General features: G+C 61.0%; 24 protein-coding genes and 1 pseudogene. 14 read left to right on the top strand and 11 right to left on the bottom strand.

Annotated features, from left to right (window positions below):
• Nucleotide 1: 1 nt before the first annotated feature.
• Together V8J82_RS16265 and V8J82_RS16270 are read right to left on the bottom strand one after the other, a co-directional pair.
• Nucleotides 2-937 (bottom strand): N-acyl homoserine lactonase family protein, encoded by a 936-nt coding sequence (locus V8J82_RS16265; RefSeq protein ID WP_339976589.1) that lies wholly within the window; start codon nt 935-937, stop codon nt 2-4.
• Between the two features lie 84 nt (nt 938-1,021).
• Nucleotides 1,022-1,690, bottom strand: coding sequence for a GntR family transcriptional regulator (locus V8J82_RS16270; RefSeq protein ID WP_339976591.1), 669 nt, complete (start codon nt 1,688-1,690; stop codon nt 1,022-1,024).
• Nucleotides 1,691-1,818: 128 nt separating this feature from the next.
• Between V8J82_RS16270 and V8J82_RS16275 the strand changes: the two genes are divergently transcribed.
• From V8J82_RS16275 to V8J82_RS16305, 7 genes are all read left to right on the top strand, one after another.
• Nucleotides 1,819-2,907 carry an ABC transporter ATP-binding protein gene (locus V8J82_RS16275; RefSeq protein WP_339976593.1) on the top strand — a complete coding sequence of 363 codons (1,089 nt, stop codon included), beginning with the start codon at nt 1,819-1,821 and terminating at the stop codon, nt 2,905-2,907.
• A 33-nt stretch (nt 2,908-2,940) separates the two neighbouring features.
• The gene (locus tag V8J82_RS16280; RefSeq protein ID WP_339976595.1) at nt 2,941-4,275 is read left to right on the top strand and encodes an extracellular solute-binding protein; all 1,335 of its coding nucleotides are present in this window, start codon (nt 2,941-2,943) and stop codon (nt 4,273-4,275) included.
• Nucleotides 4,276-4,395: 120 nt separating this feature from the next.
• On the top strand, nt 4,396-5,310 hold the full coding sequence (locus tag V8J82_RS16285) for a carbohydrate ABC transporter permease (protein ID WP_339976597.1): 915 nt from the start codon (nt 4,396-4,398) through the stop codon (nt 5,308-5,310).
• A 2-nt stretch (nt 5,311-5,312) separates the two neighbouring features.
• Nucleotides 5,313-6,248 carry a carbohydrate ABC transporter permease gene (locus V8J82_RS16290; RefSeq protein WP_339976599.1) on the top strand — a complete coding sequence of 312 codons (936 nt, stop codon included), beginning with the start codon at nt 5,313-5,315 and terminating at the stop codon, nt 6,246-6,248.
• Between the two features lie 5 nt (nt 6,249-6,253).
• The gene (locus V8J82_RS16295; RefSeq protein ID WP_339976601.1) at nt 6,254-7,390 is read left to right on the top strand and encodes a Tm-1-like ATP-binding domain-containing protein; all 1,137 of its coding nucleotides are present in this window, start codon (nt 6,254-6,256) and stop codon (nt 7,388-7,390) included.
• 35 nt (nt 7,391-7,425) lie between these two features.
• A complete protein-coding gene (locus tag V8J82_RS16300; RefSeq protein ID WP_339976603.1) occupies nt 7,426-8,061 on the top strand; it encodes a class II aldolase/adducin family protein in 636 nt (211 codons plus the stop codon).
• 149 nt (nt 8,062-8,210) lie between these two features.
• Complete coding sequence (locus tag V8J82_RS16305) at nt 8,211-8,774, top strand: TetR/AcrR family transcriptional regulator (protein ID WP_339976605.1); 564 nt, start codon at nt 8,211-8,213, stop codon at nt 8,772-8,774.
• A 38-nt stretch (nt 8,775-8,812) separates the two neighbouring features.
• Here V8J82_RS16305 and V8J82_RS16310 read toward each other — a convergent pair whose 3' ends face one another.
• The 5 genes from V8J82_RS16310 to V8J82_RS16330 form a co-directional block, all read right to left on the bottom strand.
• Nucleotides 8,813-9,367 (bottom strand): PqiC family protein, encoded by a 555-nt coding sequence (locus V8J82_RS16310; protein ID WP_339976607.1) that lies wholly within the window; start codon nt 9,365-9,367, stop codon nt 8,813-8,815.
• 1 nt (nt 9,368) lies between these two features.
• Complete coding sequence (locus V8J82_RS16315; protein ID WP_339976609.1) at nt 9,369-11,444, bottom strand: PqiB family protein; 2,076 nt, start codon at nt 11,442-11,444, stop codon at nt 9,369-9,371.
• Nucleotides 11,437-12,051, bottom strand: a complete 615-nt coding sequence (locus V8J82_RS16320; protein WP_339976611.1) for a paraquat-inducible protein A — start codon at nt 12,049-12,051, stop codon at nt 11,437-11,439. The genes V8J82_RS16315 and V8J82_RS16320 overlap by 8 nt, the downstream gene beginning before the upstream one ends.
• Nucleotides 12,048-12,695, bottom strand: a complete 648-nt coding sequence (locus tag V8J82_RS16325; RefSeq protein WP_339976613.1) for a paraquat-inducible protein A — start codon at nt 12,693-12,695, stop codon at nt 12,048-12,050. Before V8J82_RS16325 ends, V8J82_RS16320 begins: the two co-directional genes overlap by 4 nt.
• 339 nt (nt 12,696-13,034) lie before the next feature.
• Nucleotides 13,035-13,340: a DUF2218 domain-containing protein gene (locus V8J82_RS16330; protein WP_339976615.1), complete on the bottom strand. Its 306-nt coding sequence runs from the start codon at nt 13,338-13,340 to the stop codon at nt 13,035-13,037.
• 137 nt (nt 13,341-13,477) lie between these two features.
• Here V8J82_RS16330 and V8J82_RS16335 point away from each other — a divergent pair, with 137 nt between their 5' ends.
• From V8J82_RS16335 to V8J82_RS16355, 5 genes are all read left to right on the top strand, one after another.
• A complete protein-coding gene (locus V8J82_RS16335) occupies nt 13,478-14,377 on the top strand; it encodes a siderophore ABC transporter substrate-binding protein (RefSeq protein ID WP_339976617.1) in 900 nt (299 codons plus the stop codon).
• 4 nt (nt 14,378-14,381) lie between these two features.
• A complete protein-coding gene (locus V8J82_RS16340; RefSeq protein ID WP_339976619.1) occupies nt 14,382-15,326 on the top strand; it encodes an ABC transporter permease in 945 nt (314 codons plus the stop codon).
• The gene (locus V8J82_RS16345; protein ID WP_339976621.1) at nt 15,319-16,260 is read left to right on the top strand and encodes an iron chelate uptake ABC transporter family permease subunit; all 942 of its coding nucleotides are present in this window, start codon (nt 15,319-15,321) and stop codon (nt 16,258-16,260) included. The genes V8J82_RS16340 and V8J82_RS16345 overlap by 8 nt, the downstream gene beginning before the upstream one ends.
• On the top strand, nt 16,257-17,018 hold the full coding sequence (locus V8J82_RS16350) for an ATP-binding cassette domain-containing protein (protein ID WP_339976623.1): 762 nt from the start codon (nt 16,257-16,259) through the stop codon (nt 17,016-17,018). Before V8J82_RS16345 ends, V8J82_RS16350 begins: the two co-directional genes overlap by 4 nt.
• 208 nt (nt 17,019-17,226) lie before the next feature.
• The gene (locus V8J82_RS16355; protein WP_339976625.1) at nt 17,227-17,535 is read left to right on the top strand and encodes a hypothetical protein; all 309 of its coding nucleotides are present in this window, start codon (nt 17,227-17,229) and stop codon (nt 17,533-17,535) included.
• An 86-nt stretch (nt 17,536-17,621) separates the two neighbouring features.
• Here V8J82_RS16355 and V8J82_RS16360 read toward each other — a convergent pair whose 3' ends face one another.
• Nucleotides 17,622-19,052, bottom strand: coding sequence for an HTTM domain-containing protein (locus tag V8J82_RS16360; RefSeq protein ID WP_339976627.1), 1,431 nt, complete (start codon nt 19,050-19,052; stop codon nt 17,622-17,624).
• A gap of 122 nt (nt 19,053-19,174) precedes the next feature.
• Here V8J82_RS16360 and V8J82_RS16365 point away from each other — a divergent pair, with 122 nt between their 5' ends.
• Nucleotides 19,175-19,552: a DCC1-like thiol-disulfide oxidoreductase family protein gene (locus V8J82_RS16365; protein WP_339976630.1), complete on the top strand. Its 378-nt coding sequence runs from the start codon at nt 19,175-19,177 to the stop codon at nt 19,550-19,552.
• Here the strand turns inward: V8J82_RS16365 and V8J82_RS16370 are convergent.
• Entirely contained in the window at nt 19,542-20,270 is a 729-nt protein-coding gene (locus V8J82_RS16370) for an anti-sigma factor (protein WP_339976632.1), read from the bottom strand. The two genes, V8J82_RS16365 and V8J82_RS16370, sit on opposite strands and share 11 nt — an antisense overlap.
• Nucleotides 20,267-20,815, bottom strand: a complete 549-nt coding sequence (locus V8J82_RS16375) for an RNA polymerase sigma factor (RefSeq protein WP_339976634.1) — start codon at nt 20,813-20,815, stop codon at nt 20,267-20,269. Before V8J82_RS16375 ends, V8J82_RS16370 begins: the two co-directional genes overlap by 4 nt.
• 78 nt (nt 20,816-20,893) lie before the next feature.
• Between V8J82_RS16375 and V8J82_RS16380 the strand changes: the two genes are divergently transcribed.
• On the top strand, nt 20,894-22,168 hold the full coding sequence (locus V8J82_RS16380; protein ID WP_339976636.1) for a S8 family serine peptidase: 1,275 nt from the start codon (nt 20,894-20,896) through the stop codon (nt 22,166-22,168).
• A gap of 235 nt (nt 22,169-22,403) precedes the next feature.
• Here V8J82_RS16380 and V8J82_RS16385 read toward each other — a convergent pair.
• A pseudogene (locus tag V8J82_RS16385) lies at nt 22,404-22,514 on the bottom strand (IS5/IS1182 family transposase); the annotation flags it as partial.

Genomic DNA, 22,514 nt, shown 5'->3' on the forward strand with positions numbered 1-22,514 from the left:
GTCAATACTCGGCCAGATCCTTAGGATCGACCAAGGATGCCAGATAGGTCTCGGCCTCTTCCTTGGTCATCGCCGGGGCGGATTTTTCAGTGGCCCCCGCGGGCATATCGCCGAAATAGAACTGATAGCCCGGGATCACCTGACGACGTTTGCGAAGCGGCATGCCGTCATAAGGGAACACATCCGAGCGCGCATTTGCGGTCTCATCGTGGCATGGCAGGATGTAGTCGGCGCGCTTGTCGAGTTCTTCGACCGATTTCCACCCTTCATAGGAGTTCACGAACCGCGCGGGCACCCAATGGCGCCAACCTTCGCTGGGGTTCGGCTCCAAATTCCGCTCGCAGAAAATAGCGTCGCCCGCAACCACGATATCGCCTGCCGAGGTCGCAACCGTCACTGCCATATGGCCGACGGAATGCCCGGGCGTGTGGAACATGGTGATGCCGGGCAGGACCTCACATTCATCCGCGACCGCTTCGAACACGCAACCCGCATAGGCCGGCTCGATGCCCAGATATCCGGACTCGTACGTCCTGTAGTAAAGCGGCAGCGGATTGTAGGCCATTTCGATCTCGGCCTTCGGCGCGATGTAGCGCGCATTCTTGAACATTTTCATATTCTGCACGTGATCCCAGTGCAGATGCGTGAAGACGATGGCGTCGATCTCGTCGGGATGCACACCAAGCTTCTGCTCCAGATGCTCATGCACCTGTAAACAGCCGCGCTTGTCGCATTTATGGTGGTACTTCGTGGCGCGCTCTTCATCGCAGAGGCCGGTATCGATCAGGATCTTATGCTCGCCGGTATCGACATAATGGCAGTAGACAGGGTTCCAATACTTCTTTCCAGCCGGACCTTTCCAGAAAATATAGGTTCCCAGATCCGCCTCCAACCAACCGGTATTGATCGGGTAGATTTTGGTTTCCTGTACGCCCATCCGGCTCTCCATTCGCTACGACTCAAGTTTGTATACAAATGAACCGCCTTGCGTACGAAAGCAAGGTCAAAAACCCAAAATCAGCTAGTTGGCGGCCAGAGTCTGCTTGAAACTGGCCGCCATATGGGCGCGCATTCCGTCAGAGGCCGCATCCGAATCCTCAGAGAAAATCGACGCGATCAGTTTTTCGTGGCTTTGGGCCGAGGCGACGAGTTCGGCCTTGGTGGAGAACTTTTTGGCGCGAAAGGGCCCCGTGCGGCGACGGAACTCGCTGGCAATCTCGGCCATGTATGGATTGCCCGTGGCTTTATAGATCGCAGCATGCAGGTCTTCGTTTGCGCGCAGATAGCTGGCCCGGTCACCCGAATCCGCCGCCGCAATACAAGCCGCCTGGGCTGCTTCGATCTCAACCCGCGACAGCAATGTCAGGCGCTGCGCCGCGATCCTGGCACATGCGGCCTCGATTTCGTGCATAGCTTCAAAGATTTGCGCCAATTCCTCGCGCGTATATTGCGCCACACGCACACCACGCTTTTCGCCTGGAATCAGAATACCCTGCGCCACCAAACGCGACAGCGCCTCTCGCACGGGTGTGCGCGAGACACCGAAGCGTTCGGTCAACTTCACCTCGTCCAACCGCTCACCGGGCGCCAACACGCCTGCGGCGATGTCTTCCATCAACGCGGCCTCGATCAGTTTCACCGCCCCGCCCCGCGGGGTGACATTCGGTTTCTGAGCGGTGGATTTGGTCATGGCGGGTCGTCTCTTTGTCGTGTCTTCGCCTAGAGCCATACTATATTGCATCTTCAATGGCAATTTTGGATATTTACTTTTAAGTTTGTATACACAATGCTGTGTGAGCGACGAACATGAGGGATTCGATGCCGAATATCCGCCTGGAAAAGCTGGTGAAGCGCTACGGCGCCGTGGATGTCCTGCATGGGATCGACCTGGATATGGCCGAGCATGAATTCACCGTGCTGGTCGGTCCCTCGGGCTGCGGCAAATCTACCACCCTGCGGATGCTGGCCGGGCTGGAAAGCGTGTCGGAAGGCGAGATCTATATGGGCGACCGCGCGATCAGCGGTTTGGACCCGAAGGATCGCGATATCGCCATGGTGTTCCAGGATTATGCGCTCTACCCCCACATGAATGTCGCACGGAATATGTCGTTCTCGCTGCGGCTCCAGAAAACACCGCAGGCGCAGATCGACAAAAAGGTCAAAGACGTGGCCGAGATGCTGGGCCTCGCCCAGTTCCTTGACCGCAAGCCGGGCGAGCTTAGCGGCGGCCAGCGCCAGCGCGTCGCCATGGGCCGGGCACTGTGCCGTGACGCGGGCACCTTCCTGTTCGATGAACCACTCTCGAACCTTGACGCCAAGCTGCGCGGCCAGATGCGCGCCGAGCTGGCGTTGATGCGCCAGAACGTGAAGAAGAACATGGTCTACGTGACCCATGATCAGATCGAGGCCATGACCCTCGCTGACCGGATCGTCGTCATGCATGGCGGCTACATTCAGCAACAAGGCACGCCGACCGAGTTGTTCAAGAATCCCAGCAACAAGTTTGTGGCGGGGTTCCTGGGCTCACCGCCGATGAATTTCCTGGATGCAGATCTTTTCGAAGAAGATGGCGCGCTGAAAGCACGGGGCGCAGGCTTTGCGATCCGGCTGCCTGACGCATTGGCCGGACGCGCCAGACAGAAAGCCGTGCACAAGGCCACCTTGGGCGTGCGCCCTTCGGATCTGGAATTCGATGCCGACGCCCCTACCGATCAAAGCGTCGACCTGAATGTGGTCGTCTCGGAATATATCGGCGCCCAATCGGTTCTGATCTGCGATTGCGGCAAGGCCAAGGTTACGGTCGAGCTGAAATCCGAAACCCCGATCGCTTTGGGCGAGACCCTGCGATTTGGTGTGCGGCCGGAGGGGCTGCACCTGTTCGACACGACAACAGAAGCGGCGATCTAGCGCCGCGACGACTCAGCAACTGGGAGGATGAGGATGCTGAAGATACTCAAGACAACCACGATGGTCGCCGGGGTCGCCCTGACCGGCGCGGCCTATGCGGATGGGCATAACAATCCCTATGCGGAATATGAGGGCACGACGCTGATCGTGAACTTCCCCGCCCACCCCCATTACAACGCCGTGATGGAGGTTCTGCCGCAATTCACCGAAGAAACCGGGATCGAGGTTGAGGTGGATATGCTGCCCTATCTCGATATGCGCGAACGGCAGACACTGGAGCTGGCGCTGGATGAAGGCGCCTACGACCTGATCGCCTATGTGGTCTTCTCGAAGGCCGACTATGTCTATGCCGACCAGATCTACAACCTGGCGCAGTTCTTCATGAACCCGCGTCTGGCCAATCCGAATTACGATGCCGAGGATCTGATCGACGGCTACGTTCAGAATATCGGTGTCGCGGGGGGTGAGCGTGGTTATCTGCCCGGCCCCACTGGCTCGCTATACGGCCTGCCCTTCGGCTCCGAAACCTCGGTGCTCTATTACCGCACCGACGTGTTCGAAGAGCACGGGCTTGAGGTTCCCGAAACCTATGACGAGTTCTTGGAACTGGCCTGCGCCATCCCTGAGCTTGAGCCCGGCATGGGCGGTGTCGCGTCCCGCGCGGCGTCCGGTCACCAGGCCAGCCACGCCTTCCTGCTGCACCTCGCGCCGCTGGGTGGGAGGGTCTTTGGCGAAGGTTGGGAGCCGACAATCAATTCACCCGAAGGTGTCGCCGCCGCTGAGGCCCTGCGGACTATTGTGGAATGCGGCCCCGAAGGCTCAAGCGCCTTTGGTCCGGCCGAGGCGGCAAACGCATTCGCCCAGGGCCAAGCGGCCATGTTCCTCGACTCCATCGCCTTCGCGCCGACATTCGAGGATGAAAGCCGCAGCCAGGTGGTCGGCAATGTCGGCTGGGCCGCGCATCCCGTTGGAGAGCGGGCCGCATCCCAGACGGGCGGCTTTGGCCTTGCCATCCCGCGCAACGGCGCCAACCCCGAAGCGGCATTCTTGCTGATGCAATGGCTGACCAGCCGCGAAGGCGATCTGGCCGTGGCCATGGCGGGCGGCAACCCGTCGCGCTTCTCGACCTATGCGGATGAGGCCCTGAATGAGCGGTATCCCTGGTCGGCAACCTTTGGCGAGGCGCTTGAAAATGCCGATCCGGATTGGCGTCCGATCATCCCGCCATGGGGCCGCATCAATGCCGATATCGGCACCACGATGAGCCAGGTTCTGACCGAGGGACTGGACCCGCAGGAGGCGCTGGATGGCATCGCCGAGCGCACCCGGACCCTGATGGAAGAAGAAGGCTACTACGTCTGGCAATAAACCACGGATCGGGCGCGCGGCCCTCACCGGTTGCGCGCCCCCTCCCGGCCCCCGGACGCCGCCTTTGCGCCCGGGGGTTCGGCCACAAAGCAACCTACCACCCATAGGGACCAACGCCCCGTGTCACAGCGCCAGAGTGTCAGCCGCCTAACGCCCTACATGTTCATCGCGCCCGCTGCGCTGGTCATGATACTCGCGCTGTTCTACCCGATTGGCTACATGGTCTGGGGCAGCTTCCGCGATTGGGACCCCAGCCAGAATATCTCTGAAACCGAATTTGTCGGACTGGCGAATTATGCGCGCCTTCTGGTCGATCCGGCCTTTCACGAAAGCTTCTGGGTCACATTGATCTTCGCCTTCACCGTGGTGGTCGCGGAAATGGTGATCGGCGTCGGCTTGGCCTTGCTGTTGGATCGCAATATCCGCGGCATGTCGGTGCTGCGCACGTTGTTCATCCTGCCGATGATGATCGCACCCGTCGTGGTGGGCCTGGTCTGGCGCTATATGTTCCACCAGACCTACGGCACCTTTAACCGCTTTCTCGAAGCCATTGGCCTGCCCAGCGTCGATTGGCTGGGCCAGAACCCGCTTCTGTCGGTGATCATCGCCGATATCTGGCAATGGACCCCGTTCATCTTCATCCTGTCGCTGGCTGCGCTGCAATCCCTGCCCCGCTCGGCCCTGGAGGCTGCGCGGATCGACGGCGCCACCGCCTGGCAGCAGATCTGGTACATCAAATTGCCCCTAATGGCGCCGGTTTTGGTGGTGACGATGCTGCTGCGCCTGATCGACGCGTTCAAGGTGCTGGAGGTTATCCTAGTTATGACCGGCGGCGGGCCGGGCCTGTCGACCGAGATCCTGGCGCTCCGCATCGCCCGGACCGCCCGCGAATTCCGCGAATTGGGTGAGGCCGCGGCCATGTCGAATTACCTGCTAATGCTGTTGATGGTGCTGACCCTGGGGATGTTCGCCTTCACCCGCTGGCAAGAGGCCCGCTCGCGCCGCCTGAAATTCGCCGCCGAAGAGGAAGGCTGACCATGGCCGACACATCTTACGACCGTCAGAACCCCGCCTTTTATGCGCTGATCGCTTTGCTCATTTTCATGAGCGTCGGGCCCGTCCTGCTGCTGCTGGTCAATTCGCTGAAGCTGGACGTCGATATCACCTCGGGCGTCGGCGGGCTGATCTTCATGCCGACGATCCGCAACTACGAGACCGCTTTGTGCGACATCCTGTGGTACGAGCCCGAACATCTGCGGTTCTGCTCGATCCGGTTTGGTGGCGCCTTTATCAACTCGATCATCATTGCGTTGGTCTCGACGGCGCTGACCCTGGTGTTTGGCTGCATGGCGGCCTATGCGCTGGTGCGGTTCCGGTTCTTGGGCCGCGACTCGATCTCGCTCAGCACGCTGGCGGTGCGGATGATCCCACCCGCCGTGTTGCTGGTGCCGGTCTTCGGCCTGTGGAACAACGCCTTCTGCCTCGACAATGATTACGGCCTGGGTCAGTGGATCCGCGAGATGGTCGGCGGGCGCGGTGATGTCTGCCTGGCGGGCACGCATTCCGGCATTATCCTGGTCTATGTGGCGATGAACCTGCCTTTCGTGATCTGGATCTTGCAAAGCTTCATCGTGCAGGTCCCCCGCAGCCTGGAAGAGGCCGCGCGCGTCGATGGCGCAGGGCCGTTCCAGGTGTTTTTTCTTGTGGTGCTGCCGCTAATCAAACCCGGCCTCGCCGCGGCGTCGATTTTCACCTTCCGCATCGCATGGAACGAATACCTGCTGGCCAGCGCCCTCGCCGATCGCGACACGATGACGGTGCCGATCCTGATCGTGAACAACGCCTCGGAATTCGACGGGCTGGGCACGATCTTTGCCACCGGAATGCTTTTGGCGATCCCGCCCATTCTGTTCACATTGTTCGCGTCCCGCCAGATCATCACCGGCATGACCGCCGGTGCCGTGAAAGGGTAGCCCCGATGCGAGTGCTGCTGATCGGCACGTTTGAAACCAAGGGCGAGGAGTTGCGCTACCTTGCCCAGGCGATGGAGCGGCACGGCCTCGCCATAGAAATGGTCGATGTCTCGCTTGGCGCAGGTGGTACCGTCCTATCGGGTGCGCAAAAGCTGGCGCGGATGGCCGAACGCGCCGAAACCGCGGCGCGCAACATGGCCGAGCGGTGCGAGGATTGCGGTGTTGCCGTGGGATTGGGCGGCGGCACAGGCGGTGAGATCGTTTTGCAGGCGCTCAAGGGTCTGCCCGCCGTGTTCCCGAAATTCCTAGTGACGACCATGGCCTTCGACCCGCGGGAGGCCGTGGCCGACACCGCCATCACTTTGATCCCGACGCTCTGCGATATCGAGGGGTTAAACGCTTCCCTCCGGCAAGTGTTCGAGAATGCCGCAGGCATGGTGGCCGGTCTCTATAAGTCCCATATCGTGGCGCGCAGCGACAAACTGTCGGTCGCCATCACCACGCTCGGCGCCACAGGTCCGGCGGGGTCCGGCGTGGTCCGCGCGCTGGCGGACCATGGCTGCGAGGCCACGGTGTTCCACGCCAATGGCTATGGCGGCGCTGCCTTTGCCCGATTTGTGGCCGAGGCCCGCGTGGATGCGGTGGTTGACCTCAACGTTCACGAGCTGGGGCGCCAGCGGCTTGCCGGAGCCCATGTGCCGATGCCCACGCGGTTTTCCTGCGCCCGTGACGTACCGCGCGTGGTGCTGCCCGGCGGGTTGAATTTCATCGGATTGGGCCGGATCGAAACCGTGGAGCCATCGCATCTGGCCCGACCCCATTACCGGCATTCGCGCCTGTTCACCCATGTGAAGCTGACCGCCGACGAAATGGCAGGCCAAGCCGCTTGGCTGGCCGATGAGTTGAACCAATCCACCGCGCCCTGCCACGTGATACTGCCCATGGGCGGCTTCAGCCACGAAGATCGCGCCGGTGGGGCCATCGAAGACCCCGAATTGCGTGAGATCGCGGCTGAGATCCTGACCCGCGTCGCACGCGCCTATAGCGTCGAACCGTTGCCTGATCACATCAACGCACCGCCCGTGTCCCAGGCCGTCGCCGCACGCCTGATGGCCGCCTTGCACCAAAAGGAATCCGCATGAATATCGCTGCACAATACACTGATTTGCATGATAAAATGGATGATCTCATCGCCACCGCCAAACGCTGCTTCACCGGCGGGCTGCAGACCAATGCGGGCGGCAATTTGTCGGTCCGGCTCAATGCGCGGGACGCCATTGTGATCAAGCCTTCGGGGGTCGGGTTCAACGAATGCACCCGGGACAATCTGCAGGTGGTGCAGTTGGACGGGACGATCCTGCCGGGCTCCGAAGGGTTGAAGCCCTCGAAGGACCTGGATTTCCACCTCGACCTCTACCGTATCCGCGACGACATCAACGCCATCGTGCATTGCCACAGCCCCTGGGCCACCGGCTATGCCAGCGCGGGGATCGAGATTCCGTGTCTGACCGTCCAGACCATTGAAAAGATCGGACGGATGCCTCTGATCCCGCTTTCGACCAATGGCGGGCCGCAAACAGAGGTGGAGATCAGCCCGGTCTTTGCCGATCCCAACATTCGCGCCGCCGTGCTGGCCAATCATGGCACAATCGGCGCGGGCAAGACTCTGATGGCGGCGCAATATCTGGCGGAGATCATCGAAGAAACTGCGCATATCGCCTATGTCCGCGACACGCTGATGGCCGCCCATGGCAAGACCAAGGCCGACCTGCCGACCTACGGCACGGCGATGGAAGCGCGCGCGGCAGAGTGACGGGCGCCCGACAATCCGGCCTTTCCAATCGGGCTCCAAACTCCGATACACATCGCTATATACCTACCATTAGGTAGTCGCAGCAGTCAGACCCGTCGGTTCAGCGGACCATCGGATCACATCGTTGCACGCGAAAGGGCCGAAAACACATGACGCAAGAGACAAGGACCGCGTTGCTGGACGCTGCCGAACAGGCCGCCCGCGCGCGGGGATTTGACGGCTTCAGCTATGCAGATCTGGCCGAAGCGGTGGGTATCCGCAAAGCATCGATCCACTATCACTTCCCCAGCAAGGCGGATCTGTCGGCCGCGCTGATGGATCGCTACCATGCCGTGATGCAGCAGGCCTGCGCCGACATCGACGCGCAGAACGACGTGAGCGCAGGGCGATTGCGGGCCCTGATCGCCCTCTACCGCGCGGCGCTCAATGAGGGCACAACGATGTGTCTCTGCGTGGTCTTTGTCACGGGCCGCGAAAGCCTCTCACCCGATGTCACTGCCAAGATCACTGCCTTCCGCGCGATGATGACGGCTTGGTTGACCAAAGTGTTCGAGCGTGCCGCAAAGGATCGCGGCATCATTGGCGTGGCTCACCCCCAGCACGAGGCGCGCGCGACCCTAGCGCTGTTGGAAGGCGCCCATATCGCCGCGCGTGCGGAAGAAGATGTGGCGCAGTTCGATGAGGCCGTCGCGCTATTGCAGGCCCGCTGCTAGCTATTCATGGCCACGGCACCCAATATGGTGTGACGCGATCAAAGCTGCCGGGCGATCTGTTCGGCCAGTTGGCGCCAGGCCACCGCATGCGCATCGGCCAAGTCTGGCAGATTTTGCCCCGTTGTCGGCACCGCAATCTCAAATGTCCGCAACCGCTCGCCCCACGGCCCATCGTCGCGCCGTACGGCGAATTGCCCGCTGAGGGAAAGCTGCCCGTCAAACCGCACCAGCATCTGCTCCACACGCACCGTCAGTTCCGCATCGGGCAGGTTGGCAAGCGGCCATGGCGCACGGGCTACCGAGGCATTGGTGATCTGTGACAGGTTACGCACCAGCGCATTGGCCATCGCATCTTCGGGAATGTCCGCCCAGATCACGCCGGGAACCGCCTCGATCAGCCCGTCTTCGCTTTGGCGCACCACCTCTTGTGCATTGGCATATTCGGGAAGCGCAATCTCTCCGACCAAAATGGACCGCACGGCCACACGAACGCTCATCTCGGAGGGCGCCGCCGTCACAGACAGGCGCGAGGGATCACCGGCGCATCCAGCAAGACCCAGGGCCAAAGCAATGAAAAGAGGGATGAATTTCATATTAGCGCCCCGAAATGATGGAACTTGGATTGCGTTCGATGGCACGGGCCAGCGACCGGAACGCATCGGCAGCTTGCGAGATATCGGAAATCGCAGTGCGGATTTCGCGGTAGACGACCGAGCTGTCGTCGTAATCGCCCGAGATCCCCTCAAGCGAAGAGACAAGCCCGTTCAATCGCGTGACAATCGTGGGCACCTGTTCGGCCGCAGATTGCAGCGCCGCAAAGGTCGCCTGGGAGGAGGCGAGAGTGGCATTCAGGTTTTCCGTGGCCCCGCTTTCGCGTAGTTCGCCGAGGATTGCGGATAACTCCACAAGCGAGGCATCGAGTGAGTTGGGCAGGTTTTCGGCCCCCTCTTCATTCAGGATCACCTCGATCCGGCTCAGAACACGATCCGCCGAGGCCGCTGCCGATGAGACCGGTGCAGCGCTGAGATCTTCGACGAGCGCTTCGACGGAGGTCAGGATGTCGGGCAGACCCGCGGTGAAGGTTTCAAGGTTTTCCAGCACAACATCCGAGCCTTCCAAGGCGGTCAGGGTCGTGGCCAGGCCCTCGCTGTCTGAGACGCTGGTGATCAGACTATCCAACGCCTCTGCCGCACCGGACAGATCGGCCAACGTCGTCTGGATCTCTTCCGCCGTCACAACGGTGCGCGCCTCCTCAATGAGGGCGTTCAAATTCGCAGGCAGCGCCCGGATATCCTCGCCCGTCGACAGCAACGTGACCCCATCCAACGCATCGATCGCCGAATTCATCAGATCCTCGATGGGCAGCGCCGCCACGCGATCCACGATGGCATCCAGATCGGCGGAGGCCTCGGTCACATTCGCTGGCGCGCGCGGCATCAGGGGCGTTTCGACCAGACCCGTCGTCAGGCTGCGCTCATCCGTGGTATCCTCCTCGATCAGTTCCAAGATCAAGGACGTGCCCAGCAAACCTTCAGACGCGACACGCACCCTCAGACCGTCGCGCACACGCTGATCCAAATCGACCAGCAGAGCGTCATAGGTCGCAGCGTCGCGCAACCCGATCCGCGCCGGTGAGATTGAGAATGTGACCAAGATCTGCACACCGTCCTCAGGTGCGCGCGGATCGGTGTAGCCAATGATATTCGTCACCTCGCCTACCCGCAGGCCGCCGAAACGCACCACCGCCCCCAGGGCAAGCCGCAGATCATCGGCGGGCAACAGAACCGACAACGCCATGTCCTGATCCAGCGGGGCTTCGAAGACACTGCGTTGCGCCTCATTGCGGCTGCTAAACACGTCAAATTCGTGGCCAGGCTGGATCGGCTCACCGCCGGTGACCAGCGCTTCGAAGGCCACGCCACCTTCGACCAGTGAGGCGAGGCTTTCGAAATTCACCGACAGACCCGACGCGTTCAGATCGACCGAGATCCCGGAAATATCCCAAAACCGCGTCGTGCTGGACAGGCGCGTGTCATGGGGCGCCTCGATAAACGCCTCCATCGTCACGCTGGACCCATCGTCGGACAATTCCGGCACGCCAAGCCGCCCCACCTCGATCCCGTTGAACAGGACGGGGGCGCCTGCCGCCAATTGCCCGCCATCGCGCGAGGTCAGAACAACACGTGTGCCCTCTTCACCCGGCAAGGTAAGGGGCGTGCCCTGCATGGCGTTGAAGTGATCCTCAGGCTCGCCCTGCTCTCCATCCCAGGTGCCTTCGATATAGACACCCGACAGAACCGTCGACAGGCCGGTTACCCCGCGGGCGGTCACCTGTGGCTCCACCAGCCAGAATTGCGCCTGCGCGTCGACGAAATCCGCGATGCTGCGGTCAATTCGAATATGCGCCTCGACAGCGCGAAACCCTTCCGAGAATTCAAGGCTTTCCACAAGTCCGACCTGTACATCGCGGAACCGAAGCGGCGTCTCGCCCGCCTCGATGCCGGAGGCCAGCGGAAAGGTCACCACGATGATCGGGCCCTGATTGCGGTACATCTGAACCACCGCCACGACCGAAATCACCACCGCCAAAAGCGGCATCAACCAGACCCAGGAGATGCCTCGTTTCTTGGGGCCGTTCACCTCGGGTTCGGGGAAATCGGCATCAGCCATGGGGAGATCGTCCTTCTAATCGATCCCAAATCAACCGCGAATCGAAGCTTTGCGCCGCCAGCATGGTAAACACCACCGACAGGGCGAAACACACAGCCGCCAGCCCCGGATTGATCGCCGCGAGCACGTCGAATTGCACCAGAGCGGTTAGAATAGCAACAACAAAGACATCGATCATCGACCAGCGGCCGATGAATTCCACCACTTCGTGCAGGATCAGAAGCGTATGCGGATCGCTGCGGTGGGGCCGCGCCGTCAGGATCGCCAAATAGGCGATGACAATGAACTTTCCGACGGGGATCACAATGCTCGCAACAAAGACGATCGCCGCAATCCCATAGGCTTCGTGGTGCATCAGGTCGATCACACCGCCGATGATCGTGCTCTCCTCGGTTCGGAAACTCTGCGTCGTGCGCAGCATCGGGTAAATGTTGGCGGGGATGTAGGCGATGAGGCCGACGATCATCCAGGCCCAGACCTTTTGCAGGCTTTGATGATCGCGGCTTTGCAGGCGATCCGAACAGCGCGGGCAGCGCCCGGAGGCGCTGCGAGCGACCAGGCCACAGCTGCGGCAGATGACGCGCCCAGCCTCCAATGCGGTGATCATGCGTTGCCTTTCAAAGCGGTCCAAAGCGTGTGCCGGCACATGAACGAGTCTTGATACGCGTTCAACACGACGATCAGAGCAAAGATCCAAAACGCGGGGCCAATCGCAATCGTGGCCAAATCCGACAGCTTCACCAGAGCCACCGCGACACCGACCATGAAGATCTCGGCCATGGCCCAGGGCTTGAGTTTGAAGGCGAAACGCAAGGCGCGCTCGGCCTGCGGCAGGTTTCGCATCCCCGCAGAAATCGGGCCCAGCGCATAGATCAGCAACAAAAACCGGCTGAGCGGCAGCATCAGGATGAAGGCCAGAACCGCAAGGGCCAGCGGCACCATGATGCCTGAACTGAACCCAAGCACGACATCGATGACCGAAGCCTGGTTGTCGAACTGCCCCGCTTTCAGCTCGAGAAACGGTAGAAAGAGGACAAGGGACAGAAGCGCGACATTGGTGGCCGACAGGCTCACAAGCCGCGCCACGGCCGCCGTTTTGCCCAGACTGATCCGGTGGCCGCAACGCCGACATCGGGTCGCCTGCCCCGACACGTCCGGTGTCAGTTTATAGACCGCATCGCAAACCGGGCAGCCGATCAGGTCCGACGCCGGAGCGCCCTGCATGGTCGTGTGAGCGGAACTGTCCGACAAAGCTGATGCCCCCTGATCCAGATTATGGGTCGCAAGCCGTCAAAATGCGAGTGTCTCGGCGCCGTTTCAAGGATTTAACAGAGCGGCGCCGCACTCCAAAGACGTCAGAAGGCCCCATGCGGCGATCAGAGACCTGTGTTGATCTGGAAATCGCGGTCAGGTGCGAGACACAGCCATTCGAATGGCCTTGCGACGCAATCCCGTCGGGCGGGGCGATGCAGAAGCGACCCCGAACACGAAGCGGCAAACAAACGGCCCGGCGATCAGCTTCGTGACGTGGTTTGGCCCCTTGCAACCGGATCGCCACGCGTGACCCATGCTTGACCCGGGATCCCAATCCTATTCCGCGGCGTCGGAGGTGGCCGTTTGCCAATCCATAGCCTCAAACCCCTCCCGAAATGCGAACCGTTTCAGGTGACTGTCAATGATATGCCGCGATGCCTCCAGGCCCTCGGAATCCGCGCCGCTGACCGAGACAACAAGATGATCTTCAGTGGCCCTCATCTCCGCGGGGCCTGGCGGAAGCGTCGCCAAGCCCTTCGCGCCCGAGACCTCGACAGCAACCTTATGGGCAAAGTGCTTGCACAATTGCTGGATATAACGGCCCGCGTTTCTGGTCGGAAAAGTACCAATTTGGGTCAGCATGGCGCACGAAATCCCCGCATTGTTTCGGCGCGAGGTTGCAATACCTCCTCGGTCTCGTCTACCCCATATCCAAGAAGGAAGCCGCCCTCTCCCGGGCCCGCCACCTGCACCTTGTCTCGACCGCAGGAGGAGCATGCATGGCTTTCCGTATTCCTTTGACATTCACCGCAATGATGTTGATCGCCCCGATGGCAATTGCCGACGACATCACAATCGGCACTTATGCGGGCGATGTCACGCTCTCGGATACGCCGGATGTCGTCGCCGTTTTGGACGCAGCCGCGATCGATACCATCACCGCCCTCGGCGTCGAGGTGGACGCGGTGCCAGACATGCCGCCCCTGGATTACCTGACCGAGGCGATGGCAGAGGCAGAGCGGGTCGGCAGCCTGTTCGAACCCGATTTCGAAGCGCTTGCCGCATTGGGGCCGGATCTGATCATCGCGGGCGGGCGATCCTCACGCCAGGTCGCGCCATTGTCGGAGATCGCGCCAACCGTCGATATGACGATCTGGGGAGACGACCTAATCGGGCAGACCCATGCCCGCTTGGCAGCCTATGGTGAGATCTTTGACCGCGCGGCGCAGGCCGAGGCCCTGTCCCGGATGCTGAACACACGTCTGACAGAGGCCGCCGCAGCCGTCGAAGGCCAGGGCAACGCGCTGATTCTGCTGGCAAATGGCGGGAACGTGTCCGCCTATGGCGACGATAGCCGCTTTGGCTGGCTGCACACCGCAATCGGCCTGCCGGAAGCGTTTGAGGCGCTGAGCGCAGAGACCCATGGCGAAGCCGTGTCGTTCGAATTCATTGCCGATGTGAATCCCGATTGGATCCTTGTCATTGATCGGGCCGCCGCGATCGGACAGAACGGCGAGGCCGCGGCGGCCACGCTCGACAATCCACTGGTCGCCAGCACGACAGCCGCCCAGACCGGACAAATCCTCTATCTCGATTCTGGCCCGCTTTATCTGGCTGGCGGTGGCGTACAGTCGATGATGATGACGCTCGATGAGGTGATCGAAGGATTTGGCGGCTAAATCGGTGATCCGCTGGCTCGTCATATGCGGGGGCGTGATTTGTCTGATCACAGCAAGCCTGCTTATCGGTGCCGCATCACTCTGGTCGGGTGACTTTGAAGCGCGCTGGCTGATCATGGTCAGCCGGCTTCCACGAACAGCCGCCGCCATGCTGACCGGCGCTGGCCTGGCGCTGGCCGGGGTCGTCATGCAGCAGGTTGTACAGAATCGGTTGGTCGAACCCGGCCTGACCGGCACGCCCGAAGCAGCGATGTTGGGTCTGTTGGGGATCACCTTGATCGCCCCTGGCGCCGCCATCTTCGCAAAGATGTGTGTCGCCGGTGTGACCGCGATGGCCGGGACGCTTGGATTTCTGACACTCTCTCGCTTCGTCCCAAGGGGCGACCCGATGCTGTTGCCTTTGGTCGGGATCATCTATGCGGGCATTCTGGGCGCGATCGCCCTTTGGTTCGCCTGGACGACAGATCTTGTGCAATTTCTCGGTATCGCGCTGCTGGGCGATTTTTCGGGCATTGTTCAGGGGCGATACGAATTGCTCTGGATCATTGCAGCTCTGGCCGCGCTGCTGGTCTTGATCGCCGACCGCATCACGATCCTTGGCTTGGGCGAGACCTACGCCCGATCCCTGGGCTTGGATTATCGCCAGACCCAGACCATCGGCTTGGTGATTGTCGCACTCACCATGGCGGCAGTGGTTGTGACCGTCGGGGCGATGCCTTTCGTTGGACTGATCGTGCCCAATCTGGTCTCGCGCTGGCGAGGTGACAATCTGCGCGCCAATCTCTGGGTCGTAGCGTTATCCGGCGCGACCCTGGTCCTGGCGGCGGATGTTTTGGGCCGGATCCTTCGCTCTCCCTATGAGATCCCGGCAGCCACCATCTTCGCCGTCTTTGGCGCGGGTGTATTCCTGTGGCTGCTTTATGCGCGTCCGGCGGTCCGGCATGATTAAGACGCGCCTTTTGTCTCTGACGGCACTATTGGTGGCGTTCTCGATCCTGTTTCTGGTCTGGAACCTCAGACAACCCATCCCATTTATTCTGTCCTTGAGGGCTGAAAAGCTTGCCGCATTGATCATGGTCGGCGCGGCGACGGGGATCGCAACCACTCTTTTTCAGACGATAGCGCAGACCCGCTTGCTGACGCCCGGCATCGTGGGTTTCGACGCCCTGTTCATCTTCCTGCAAACGCTGCTGGTCCTGACATTGGGGGGCGTGGGCTACGTGACCCTGCCAGCCTTCGGGGCATTTCTGATGGAAACGGCAACGCTGATCGTGGCGGCCGTGGCGCTCTTTGGCATCATCCTGCGAAAGGGCGCGTCGGATCTTGTGCGCATCGTGCTGACCGGCGTGATTTTGGGGATCCTGCTGCGGGGGCTCACCAGCTTTTTCCAACGCATCCTGGACCCATCGGAATTTGCCATCGTTCAACAGGCGATGTTTGCCACCTTCGCCTCGGTCGAGGCCGATCAACTCGCCGTCGCATCTATCATCCTGATCTGTGCGTTTGCGGCGGCCCTTTGGATGGCGCCAAAGCTCGACGTGGCGGCCCTGGGCCGCGATCCGGCACGGTCCCTTGGGCTGAACTATGATCGCTTTGTGCTGGGCGTTCTGGCCCTGGTCGCCGCGCTGGTGGCGGTATCGACCGCCCTTGTCGGTCCGATAACCTTTCTGGGTCTGTTGGCCGCCAGCCTGGCCCACGCGTTGATACCGTCCCATCGCCATGCCGCCCTGCTGCCCGCCTCGGGGGCCATCGGGGCGGTGATATTGCTGTCGGGCCAGTTCATCTTCGAGCGAGTGTTGTCCGTCACCTCGACCCTGACCGTCATCATCGAATTTCTGGGCGGGCTCTTGTTCCTGGTGCTTGTCCTGCGGAGGCGCACATGATCCAGGTCGATAAGTTGCGGCTCTCCCTCGGCGGAACGCCCATTCTGAAGGGCATCACCGCGTCAATGCCGGATACTGGGATCACCGCCATTATCGGCCCCAACGGGTCTGGCAAATCGACTTTCCTGCATACGGTCGCGGGCCTACTGACGCCCGATATCGGCACCGTTCGGATCGAGGGGCACGATGTCCATGCCATGGCGCTTGCCGACCGTGCGAAGCTCTTCGCGATCCTGACCCAATCGCAGCCCCATCTTCCCCGGCTTACCGTTGCCGATCTGGTGGCGTTCGGGCGGTGGCCCTACCATCGCGGGCGGCCATCCGAAGAGGACTCAGTGATCGTGCAGCAAACGCTGGATCGGTTCGAGCTGGGCGCGTTGGCCCGCGCTCCTTTGGATACGCTGTCCGGCGGGCAACGCCAACGGGCCTATATCGCCATGGCCTGCGCCCAGACGACCCCGTATTTGTTTCTGGATGAGCCGCTCAGCGCGTTGGACCCCCGCATCAGCAAGCTTATCCTGTCGCAACTTCTTGCGCTTACCCGCGACAAGCGCCACAGCTGTCGGATCGTGATCGTGCTCCATGATTTGCAGCTTGTCGCGCAATGGGCGGATCATGTGATCGCCATCAAGGACGGTGTGACCTTCGCCGATGGCCCCGCTGCTGAGGTCATGCAAAACACCCGGCTCAGCGCGCTTTACGAGACGGAGATATCCGTGCGCCCCCAGGATGACGGACGCGTGGCCATTTTGTTGTAGGCAGCCCTGCCCCCTAGCACGCGCCAGCCATACAGACCCGATACCGCAACCTTGCGCGAGACGGATAGCCCGCGGGGGCGCTAAAGGATCCGATGCTTTGTCTGCCGCCTCGCAAGTCGGGCGACATATCCGGAATAAACCTCTTTGCCGGTCCGTAGACCTTTCGAGAGCAGCGGGACGCTGTTCGCAAAACCGAAAGGAGAAGACCATGACCAACCTCACTTCGATTGCTTTAAGCGCAAGCGTCGCCTTGGGCGTGTTCTCTGGGCCCGCGATTGCCAACGATCTCGATACCGAGTTCTCAATCCGCGGACACCTGGTCCCGGCGCAATACAGCCATCGTATCTGGGTCTGCGAAGACGACGATGATGATGGGGGGCGCGAATGCTTCTACATCCGGCGTGGATATCCCGCCCCGCTCCACGGCTATCGCTACGGAGACGACGACGATGACGGCATTCGCTGGCACGGCTACGACGACGATGATGGCGGTCGTTGGCATGACGATGACGACTGACATCGATGTATCTGACAAAAAAGAAAGGGCCCGGCTGTCTATGCCGGGCCCAATTGCTTTGACGGTGTATGATGGCGCATATCTGATCAGGGGCCCTCGGGCAGCCTGCTGCCTTGCAGAGGGCGCACAAGGCTCCACTCCGATATCTGGCCGCCCGGGGCACGAAACTGATTGGGCCGGATCCAGGCAGCGGGCCGCGCCCAATCCCACGATATCGCGGTCAGGTCCTGATCGGGATCGATGAATTGCTGCATCGGGCGCCCGTTCAGCGATTTCCGGACATCCGCATAGACGGCGACATCCGGATAGCCACGCTCGGCCCAGGCGGTCTCGAGCATTTGGGCAAAATCATAGATGATGTCGGGCCGTGCCAAAACGTTACGGGCCTGCCGGAAGCTCATCACCTGATGTGGATCGACCTCCCAGCTTTGCTGACCGTCGGACGACACGATGCGAAACACCCCTTCGCTCTGCCGGTCGTAAATCCGCATCCGCCAGGAAAAGCGATGCCCGTCGCCTGTCCAGCCGACGAGGTTGTCGAAAAATATCTGGCGCTGCGGCACCACGATCTGAACCGAGAACCACACCGCAAGCGCGATCAATGCCACCGGCGCCAACCGGAACTTGGCCTGTGGAAGGTCCGGCATTTCAGGCAGGCTTTCGAACCGGCCCAACCCCGCACGCAGCAGCCGCTGCGGCCAATCCGGGGCGAAGAAAATCGTCGACAGCGCGATCGTGATCCAAGGGAAGATACCGATGTTGAACAATTGCGCATTCGACCAATGGAAAAAGACATAGACGAGGAACACCGCCAGCCGGGTCCGATGCCACAACAAAAGCGGTGCGCCCACGACATGCAGCACGATCACACCCCAGGACGCGAGCACGAATGAGATGTCATATTGAAACAGCGCGCCGAAAAACACGGCGTCTTCCCGCCCGCTCAGCCAGGTGCGCAGGGGCTCGCCACGCAACCAATCATCGGTGATTTTCACAATTCCGGCATAGATCAGGATGATTTCGAGCTGGACTTTGAGAACCGCCACCGGCCAACGCGGGATCACCTCGCTGCGCCACCGCGGCCACAGCCACGCATCCACCGAAAACGCGCGATTGGCTGGCATGAAAACAAGCAAGAGGCCGAAGAGAATGACCATATAATTATGGTTCAGGTACTGCGTCCGGTCGAGCAGGAAGAAATACGCGAAAATGCCTGTCAGTGCGACTATCGACACCCGGTAAAACGCCCCCACCGCGACAAGCAGACCAAACAGACCAATCCCACCCCACAGAATATGGATCCACGGATCCGGTAAGGGGTGAACGAAGTCGAAGAAGGGAAAGTTGAAATCTGGCTCGACGTAATACCGGTGAATCCGGTCGTAATTAACGTAGCGCCACCAATCCCAGGCCAGGATCAAGCCAAAGGCGATGCGGATCACGACAAGCGATTGGATGCTGATCGGCGCCTCAAGATATGTGCGCAGACCACGCAAAGCGGTTGAAGACGTCGTCATTGGGCTCTCCTTCGACATGCGGTTCGAAGGGAATACGAAACAGCCGCGCCACGTATTCCACACAGAGGCCCAGCGTCTGAACTTGCCCAAGAGCGCCCCACATGTATCTCAGGAGTATGAGCATGTCCGACCCGATCCAGATCGTCTATGATGGCGAATGCCCCTTCTGTTCGGCTTATATCAACATGATACGGCTGCGCGAGGCGGCGGGCCACGTGGAATTGATCGATGCTCGGGCGCCCCATCCGATCCTGAACAGGATCAGTGCCGAGGGCCTGGATCTTGACGATGGCATGGTGGTTCAGATCAGCGGCCAGCTCTACCATGGCGATGCCGCGATGACCGCCCTGGCCGCGATGACAACGCGGAATGGGATGTTCAATCGGATTGTCCGCTTGCTGTTCTCGCGCCCTTATGTCGCCCGCGTTCTTTATCCGCCCCTGAAACTGGGACGTGCGATCACTTTGCGTCTGTTGGGGCGCTCTAAGATCAACGGGTAGCCCCGGACAAACGCGCCGCTTCGTCTTCGATGGACAGGACCGGACCCGCGCCCGTGCTGCGCATCCAGGCATCCAAGCTATCCAGGGCCCCGGCGGGGACAAATTCATCATCTCCAGGCAATTCCGTTACGGCGGCGAAGCGCAATTCCCACCCGGATTCTGTCCGGCATCCGACGCCGATCAAATCGGTCCGGTCCGGAAACCTGGCCTCGAATTCGCGGCAAAATGCGCCATCTGCCGCATCGAAGGACGCGACTACGCGGGTTTCGATTCCGGCATTCTCCGCAACGGCGCCGGATGGCACGGTGTCGAGCGCCGATACAAACGGGGCCAGATCGAAGGCCACGGGATCAACCGCATCCCGAGTGATCATCGTCGAGCCCAGCCCAAATCCCAGCACGACACTTGCCGCGAGGGCGCCGATCCACAGGACATTTCGCGATCGGCTGGGTGGCACGGCCAGTGAAATCGATGGGTCGTCCGCATCGGAGATATCGTCCGCCGCCGCGTCAATCGTCGCTTGGATACGCTGCTGAAGCGCGTCGGGCACGTCTTCCAATGGCATCGCCGCCTGCGCCAGATCCCTGCTGCGGTTGAAGGCCTCCAGACGCGCCCGAAGGTCTGGATCCTGCAGCACCGCCGCGGCAATTCGGGCGCGCTCCGCCTCTGGCAAGGCATTGTCGGCATAGGCCATCAGATCTTCGTCGGAGATTGTCATCTCTCTGGTGTTCCGGTCTTGTTTGTGGGGTGTGGTGGATACGTGGCGACAGGGCGATCTATTCCAACCTTCGCGACAAGGGCCAGTCGGCCACGGGCGAGCCTGGACATGACGGTTCCCACCGCAACCCCCATCACCTCTGCCGCCTCGCGGTAGCTCAATCCCTCGATACAGACCAACACCATCGCGTCGCGTTGGCCCTCCGGCAGCGCATATATGGCGGCCAATGTCTGCTGCACTTCCAACCGCATCTCCGGCCCGGCTTCCCGTTCGGCGACAAGGTCCGATGCCACATCTTCAATGGCGCTCTGCTGGCCGCGCGCATTCTGCCGCCGCGTCTCGTCGATCCATGCATTGCGCAGAATTCTCAAGAGCCACGGAGCAAGCTTTTGCCGGGGATCGTATTGCCGCCTTTGCTTCAGTGCCTTTTCGACCGTAATTTGCACAAGATCATCCGCCACATCCGGTTTCCGCGCGAGGGAGATGGCGTAGCGGCGCAGGTTCGGAAGCAGGTCAATCACCTGATTTGCGAATGGATCGGACATCACAGGCCCAACGTGCCGGGAAGCTTGGAATAAAACCGCGCCATGGCCGTAACCTAGGTGAAGCTCGGAGGGAAAACCATGTCATACGGCGCCCATATTGCAATTCGCATCTTCCTGCTGGCCATGATCTTTGCCCTCACGCCGATGTCGGAGATCCTCCTTGGGGCGTCCATGACGGCCTATGCCGATGAGGATGACGACGATGACGACAGCGATGATGATGATGATGATGATGACGACGATGATGATGACGGCGGCTTTGCCCCGGCTGCTGTGCCGACGCTCGACGCCGCACCGGACGAAATCATTGCAACCGGACTGTCCGAGGCTGATCTCGCGCAGTTGATCGGCGAAGGTTTTGAATTGCTGCAGCAATTCGATACCGTCCCCACGCTCATCCGCCTCCGCATCCCACAAACCTTGTCGCTGGATGCGGCCAGAACCCGGGTCAGAACTTTGCCAACGGGCACGTCGGCTGATTTCAACCACTATTACCGGGCGTCCACCAATGGCTGCAACGGGCCGTCCTGCCCTGCACTTGAACTGGTCGGATACCCGTCCGACGGCATCTGCGCCCTGGGCGACATGCGTATCGGGATGGTGGATACTGGCATCAACAGCACACATGAGGTGTTCGATGGCCGCGATCTGACGGTGCACCGGATTTCCGATGACGCACAGGCGCCGTCCCGCGCCATCCACGGCACGTCCGTTGCCGCCATTCTCATCGGATCGCCCGACAGTCGCGCACCCGGATTGTTGCCCGACGCAACACTCCTCGCGGTCGATGCGTTTTATCGCGACGGCGCGGATGAAAGAGCCGATGCATTCTCCATCGCTGCTGGCCTCGATTGGCTCCGGGCGAGAGAGGTCGAGGTGGTGAATCTGTCTCTGTCGGGCCCGGGCAATGTCGTGCTCGAAGACGCGATCAATCGCATCGTGGCCGAGGATGTCATCGTGATCGCCGCGGTTGGCAATAATGGCCCCCGGAGCGCCCCGGCCTACCCCGCCGCCTATGAAAACACGCTTGGCGTCACAGCCGTTGATGTGCGCGGGGCGATCTACCGCCGCGCAGGCCAGGGCTCACATGTCGATTTGGCAGCCCCCGGAGTGGATATCTGGACCGCGGCGTCGGTGTCAGGCGCGCGTTGGCGAACCGGCACCTCTTTTGCAGCGCCTTTTGTCACGGCCGCAGCGGCACAATTGCGAAGCATTGACCCCGGCAGATCCGCCGCCGAGACCCGCGAACACTTGATCGCGGCGGCGCGTGACATGGGTGCCCCGGGCAGAGACAGCGTTTTCGGCGCAGGACTCTTGCAGATGCAGGACCGGTGTACGGGATTGCCCCGATGAATAGTGTTGCGCCGGTTGCTTCGGCGGCCCTGCAATCCGATTGAGCCGGTCACACTGGACAGAACATCCACGTCAAACGGCTGAGCTGTCTTCGCAGACAGTTTGATGTGTGCAAGTTGTGTATCGGTTAAGCGCGTTGCCAAGGGACGCACCGCTCAGGTCGAAACATCTGCGGTCAGCGGGGAGAACGACGGTGGTAGATCTCTACGATTATCCAAGAATTTAGGTTCAGGACTCATAGCCAGTAAATGACAATTGCCGCGAGAGCGATGGCTGACAGGAAAACCTTTGGGCACCTATCGTAACGGGTCGCAACACGCCGCCAATCCTTGAGCTTGCCGAACAT

Source organism: Gymnodinialimonas mytili (genome assembly GCF_037544085.1).
In the GTDB taxonomy this organism is placed as follows: Bacteria; Pseudomonadota; Alphaproteobacteria; order Rhodobacterales; family Rhodobacteraceae; genus Gymnodinialimonas; species Gymnodinialimonas mytili.

Bases quoted from the DNA above. Each gene is read 5' to 3' on its own strand.
- V8J82_RS16265 (WP_339976589.1), bottom strand. From the start codon at position 937: ATGGGCGTACAGGAAACCAAAATCTACCCGATCAATACCGGTTGGTTG.
- V8J82_RS16270 (WP_339976591.1), bottom strand. From the start codon at position 1,690: ATGACCAAATCCACCGCTCAGAAACCGAATGTCACCCCGCGGGGCGGG.
- V8J82_RS16275 (WP_339976593.1), top strand. From the start codon at position 1,819: ATGCCGAATATCCGCCTGGAAAAGCTGGTGAAGCGCTACGGCGCCGTG.
- V8J82_RS16280 (WP_339976595.1), top strand. From the start codon at position 2,941: ATGCTGAAGATACTCAAGACAACCACGATGGTCGCCGGGGTCGCCCTG.
- V8J82_RS16290 (WP_339976599.1), top strand. From the start codon at position 5,313: ATGGCCGACACATCTTACGACCGTCAGAACCCCGCCTTTTATGCGCTG.
- V8J82_RS16295 (WP_339976601.1), top strand. From the start codon at position 6,254: ATGCGAGTGCTGCTGATCGGCACGTTTGAAACCAAGGGCGAGGAGTTG.
- V8J82_RS16300 (WP_339976603.1), top strand. From the start codon at position 7,426: ATGGATGATCTCATCGCCACCGCCAAACGCTGCTTCACCGGCGGGCTG.
- V8J82_RS16305 (WP_339976605.1), top strand. From the start codon at position 8,211: ATGACGCAAGAGACAAGGACCGCGTTGCTGGACGCTGCCGAACAGGCC.
- V8J82_RS16310 (WP_339976607.1), bottom strand. From the start codon at position 9,367: ATGAAATTCATCCCTCTTTTCATTGCTTTGGCCCTGGGTCTTGCTGGA.
- V8J82_RS16315 (WP_339976609.1), bottom strand. From the start codon at position 11,444: ATGGCTGATGCCGATTTCCCCGAACCCGAGGTGAACGGCCCCAAGAAA.
- V8J82_RS16320 (WP_339976611.1), bottom strand. From the start codon at position 12,051: ATGATCACCGCATTGGAGGCTGGGCGCGTCATCTGCCGCAGCTGTGGC.
- V8J82_RS16330 (WP_339976615.1), bottom strand. From the start codon at position 13,340: ATGCTGACCCAAATTGGTACTTTTCCGACCAGAAACGCGGGCCGTTAT.
- V8J82_RS16335 (WP_339976617.1), top strand. From the start codon at position 13,478: ATGGCTTTCCGTATTCCTTTGACATTCACCGCAATGATGTTGATCGCC.
- V8J82_RS16345 (WP_339976621.1), top strand. From the start codon at position 15,319: ATGATTAAGACGCGCCTTTTGTCTCTGACGGCACTATTGGTGGCGTTC.
- V8J82_RS16350 (WP_339976623.1), top strand. From the start codon at position 16,257: ATGATCCAGGTCGATAAGTTGCGGCTCTCCCTCGGCGGAACGCCCATT.
- V8J82_RS16355 (WP_339976625.1), top strand. From the start codon at position 17,227: ATGACCAACCTCACTTCGATTGCTTTAAGCGCAAGCGTCGCCTTGGGC.
- V8J82_RS16360 (WP_339976627.1), bottom strand. From the start codon at position 19,052: ATGACGACGTCTTCAACCGCTTTGCGTGGTCTGCGCACATATCTTGAG.
- V8J82_RS16365 (WP_339976630.1), top strand. From the start codon at position 19,175: ATGTCCGACCCGATCCAGATCGTCTATGATGGCGAATGCCCCTTCTGT.
- V8J82_RS16370 (WP_339976632.1), bottom strand. From the start codon at position 20,270: ATGACAATCTCCGACGAAGATCTGATGGCCTATGCCGACAATGCCTTG.
- V8J82_RS16375 (WP_339976634.1), bottom strand. From the start codon at position 20,815: ATGTCCGATCCATTCGCAAATCAGGTGATTGACCTGCTTCCGAACCTG.
- V8J82_RS16380 (WP_339976636.1), top strand. From the start codon at position 20,894: ATGTCATACGGCGCCCATATTGCAATTCGCATCTTCCTGCTGGCCATG.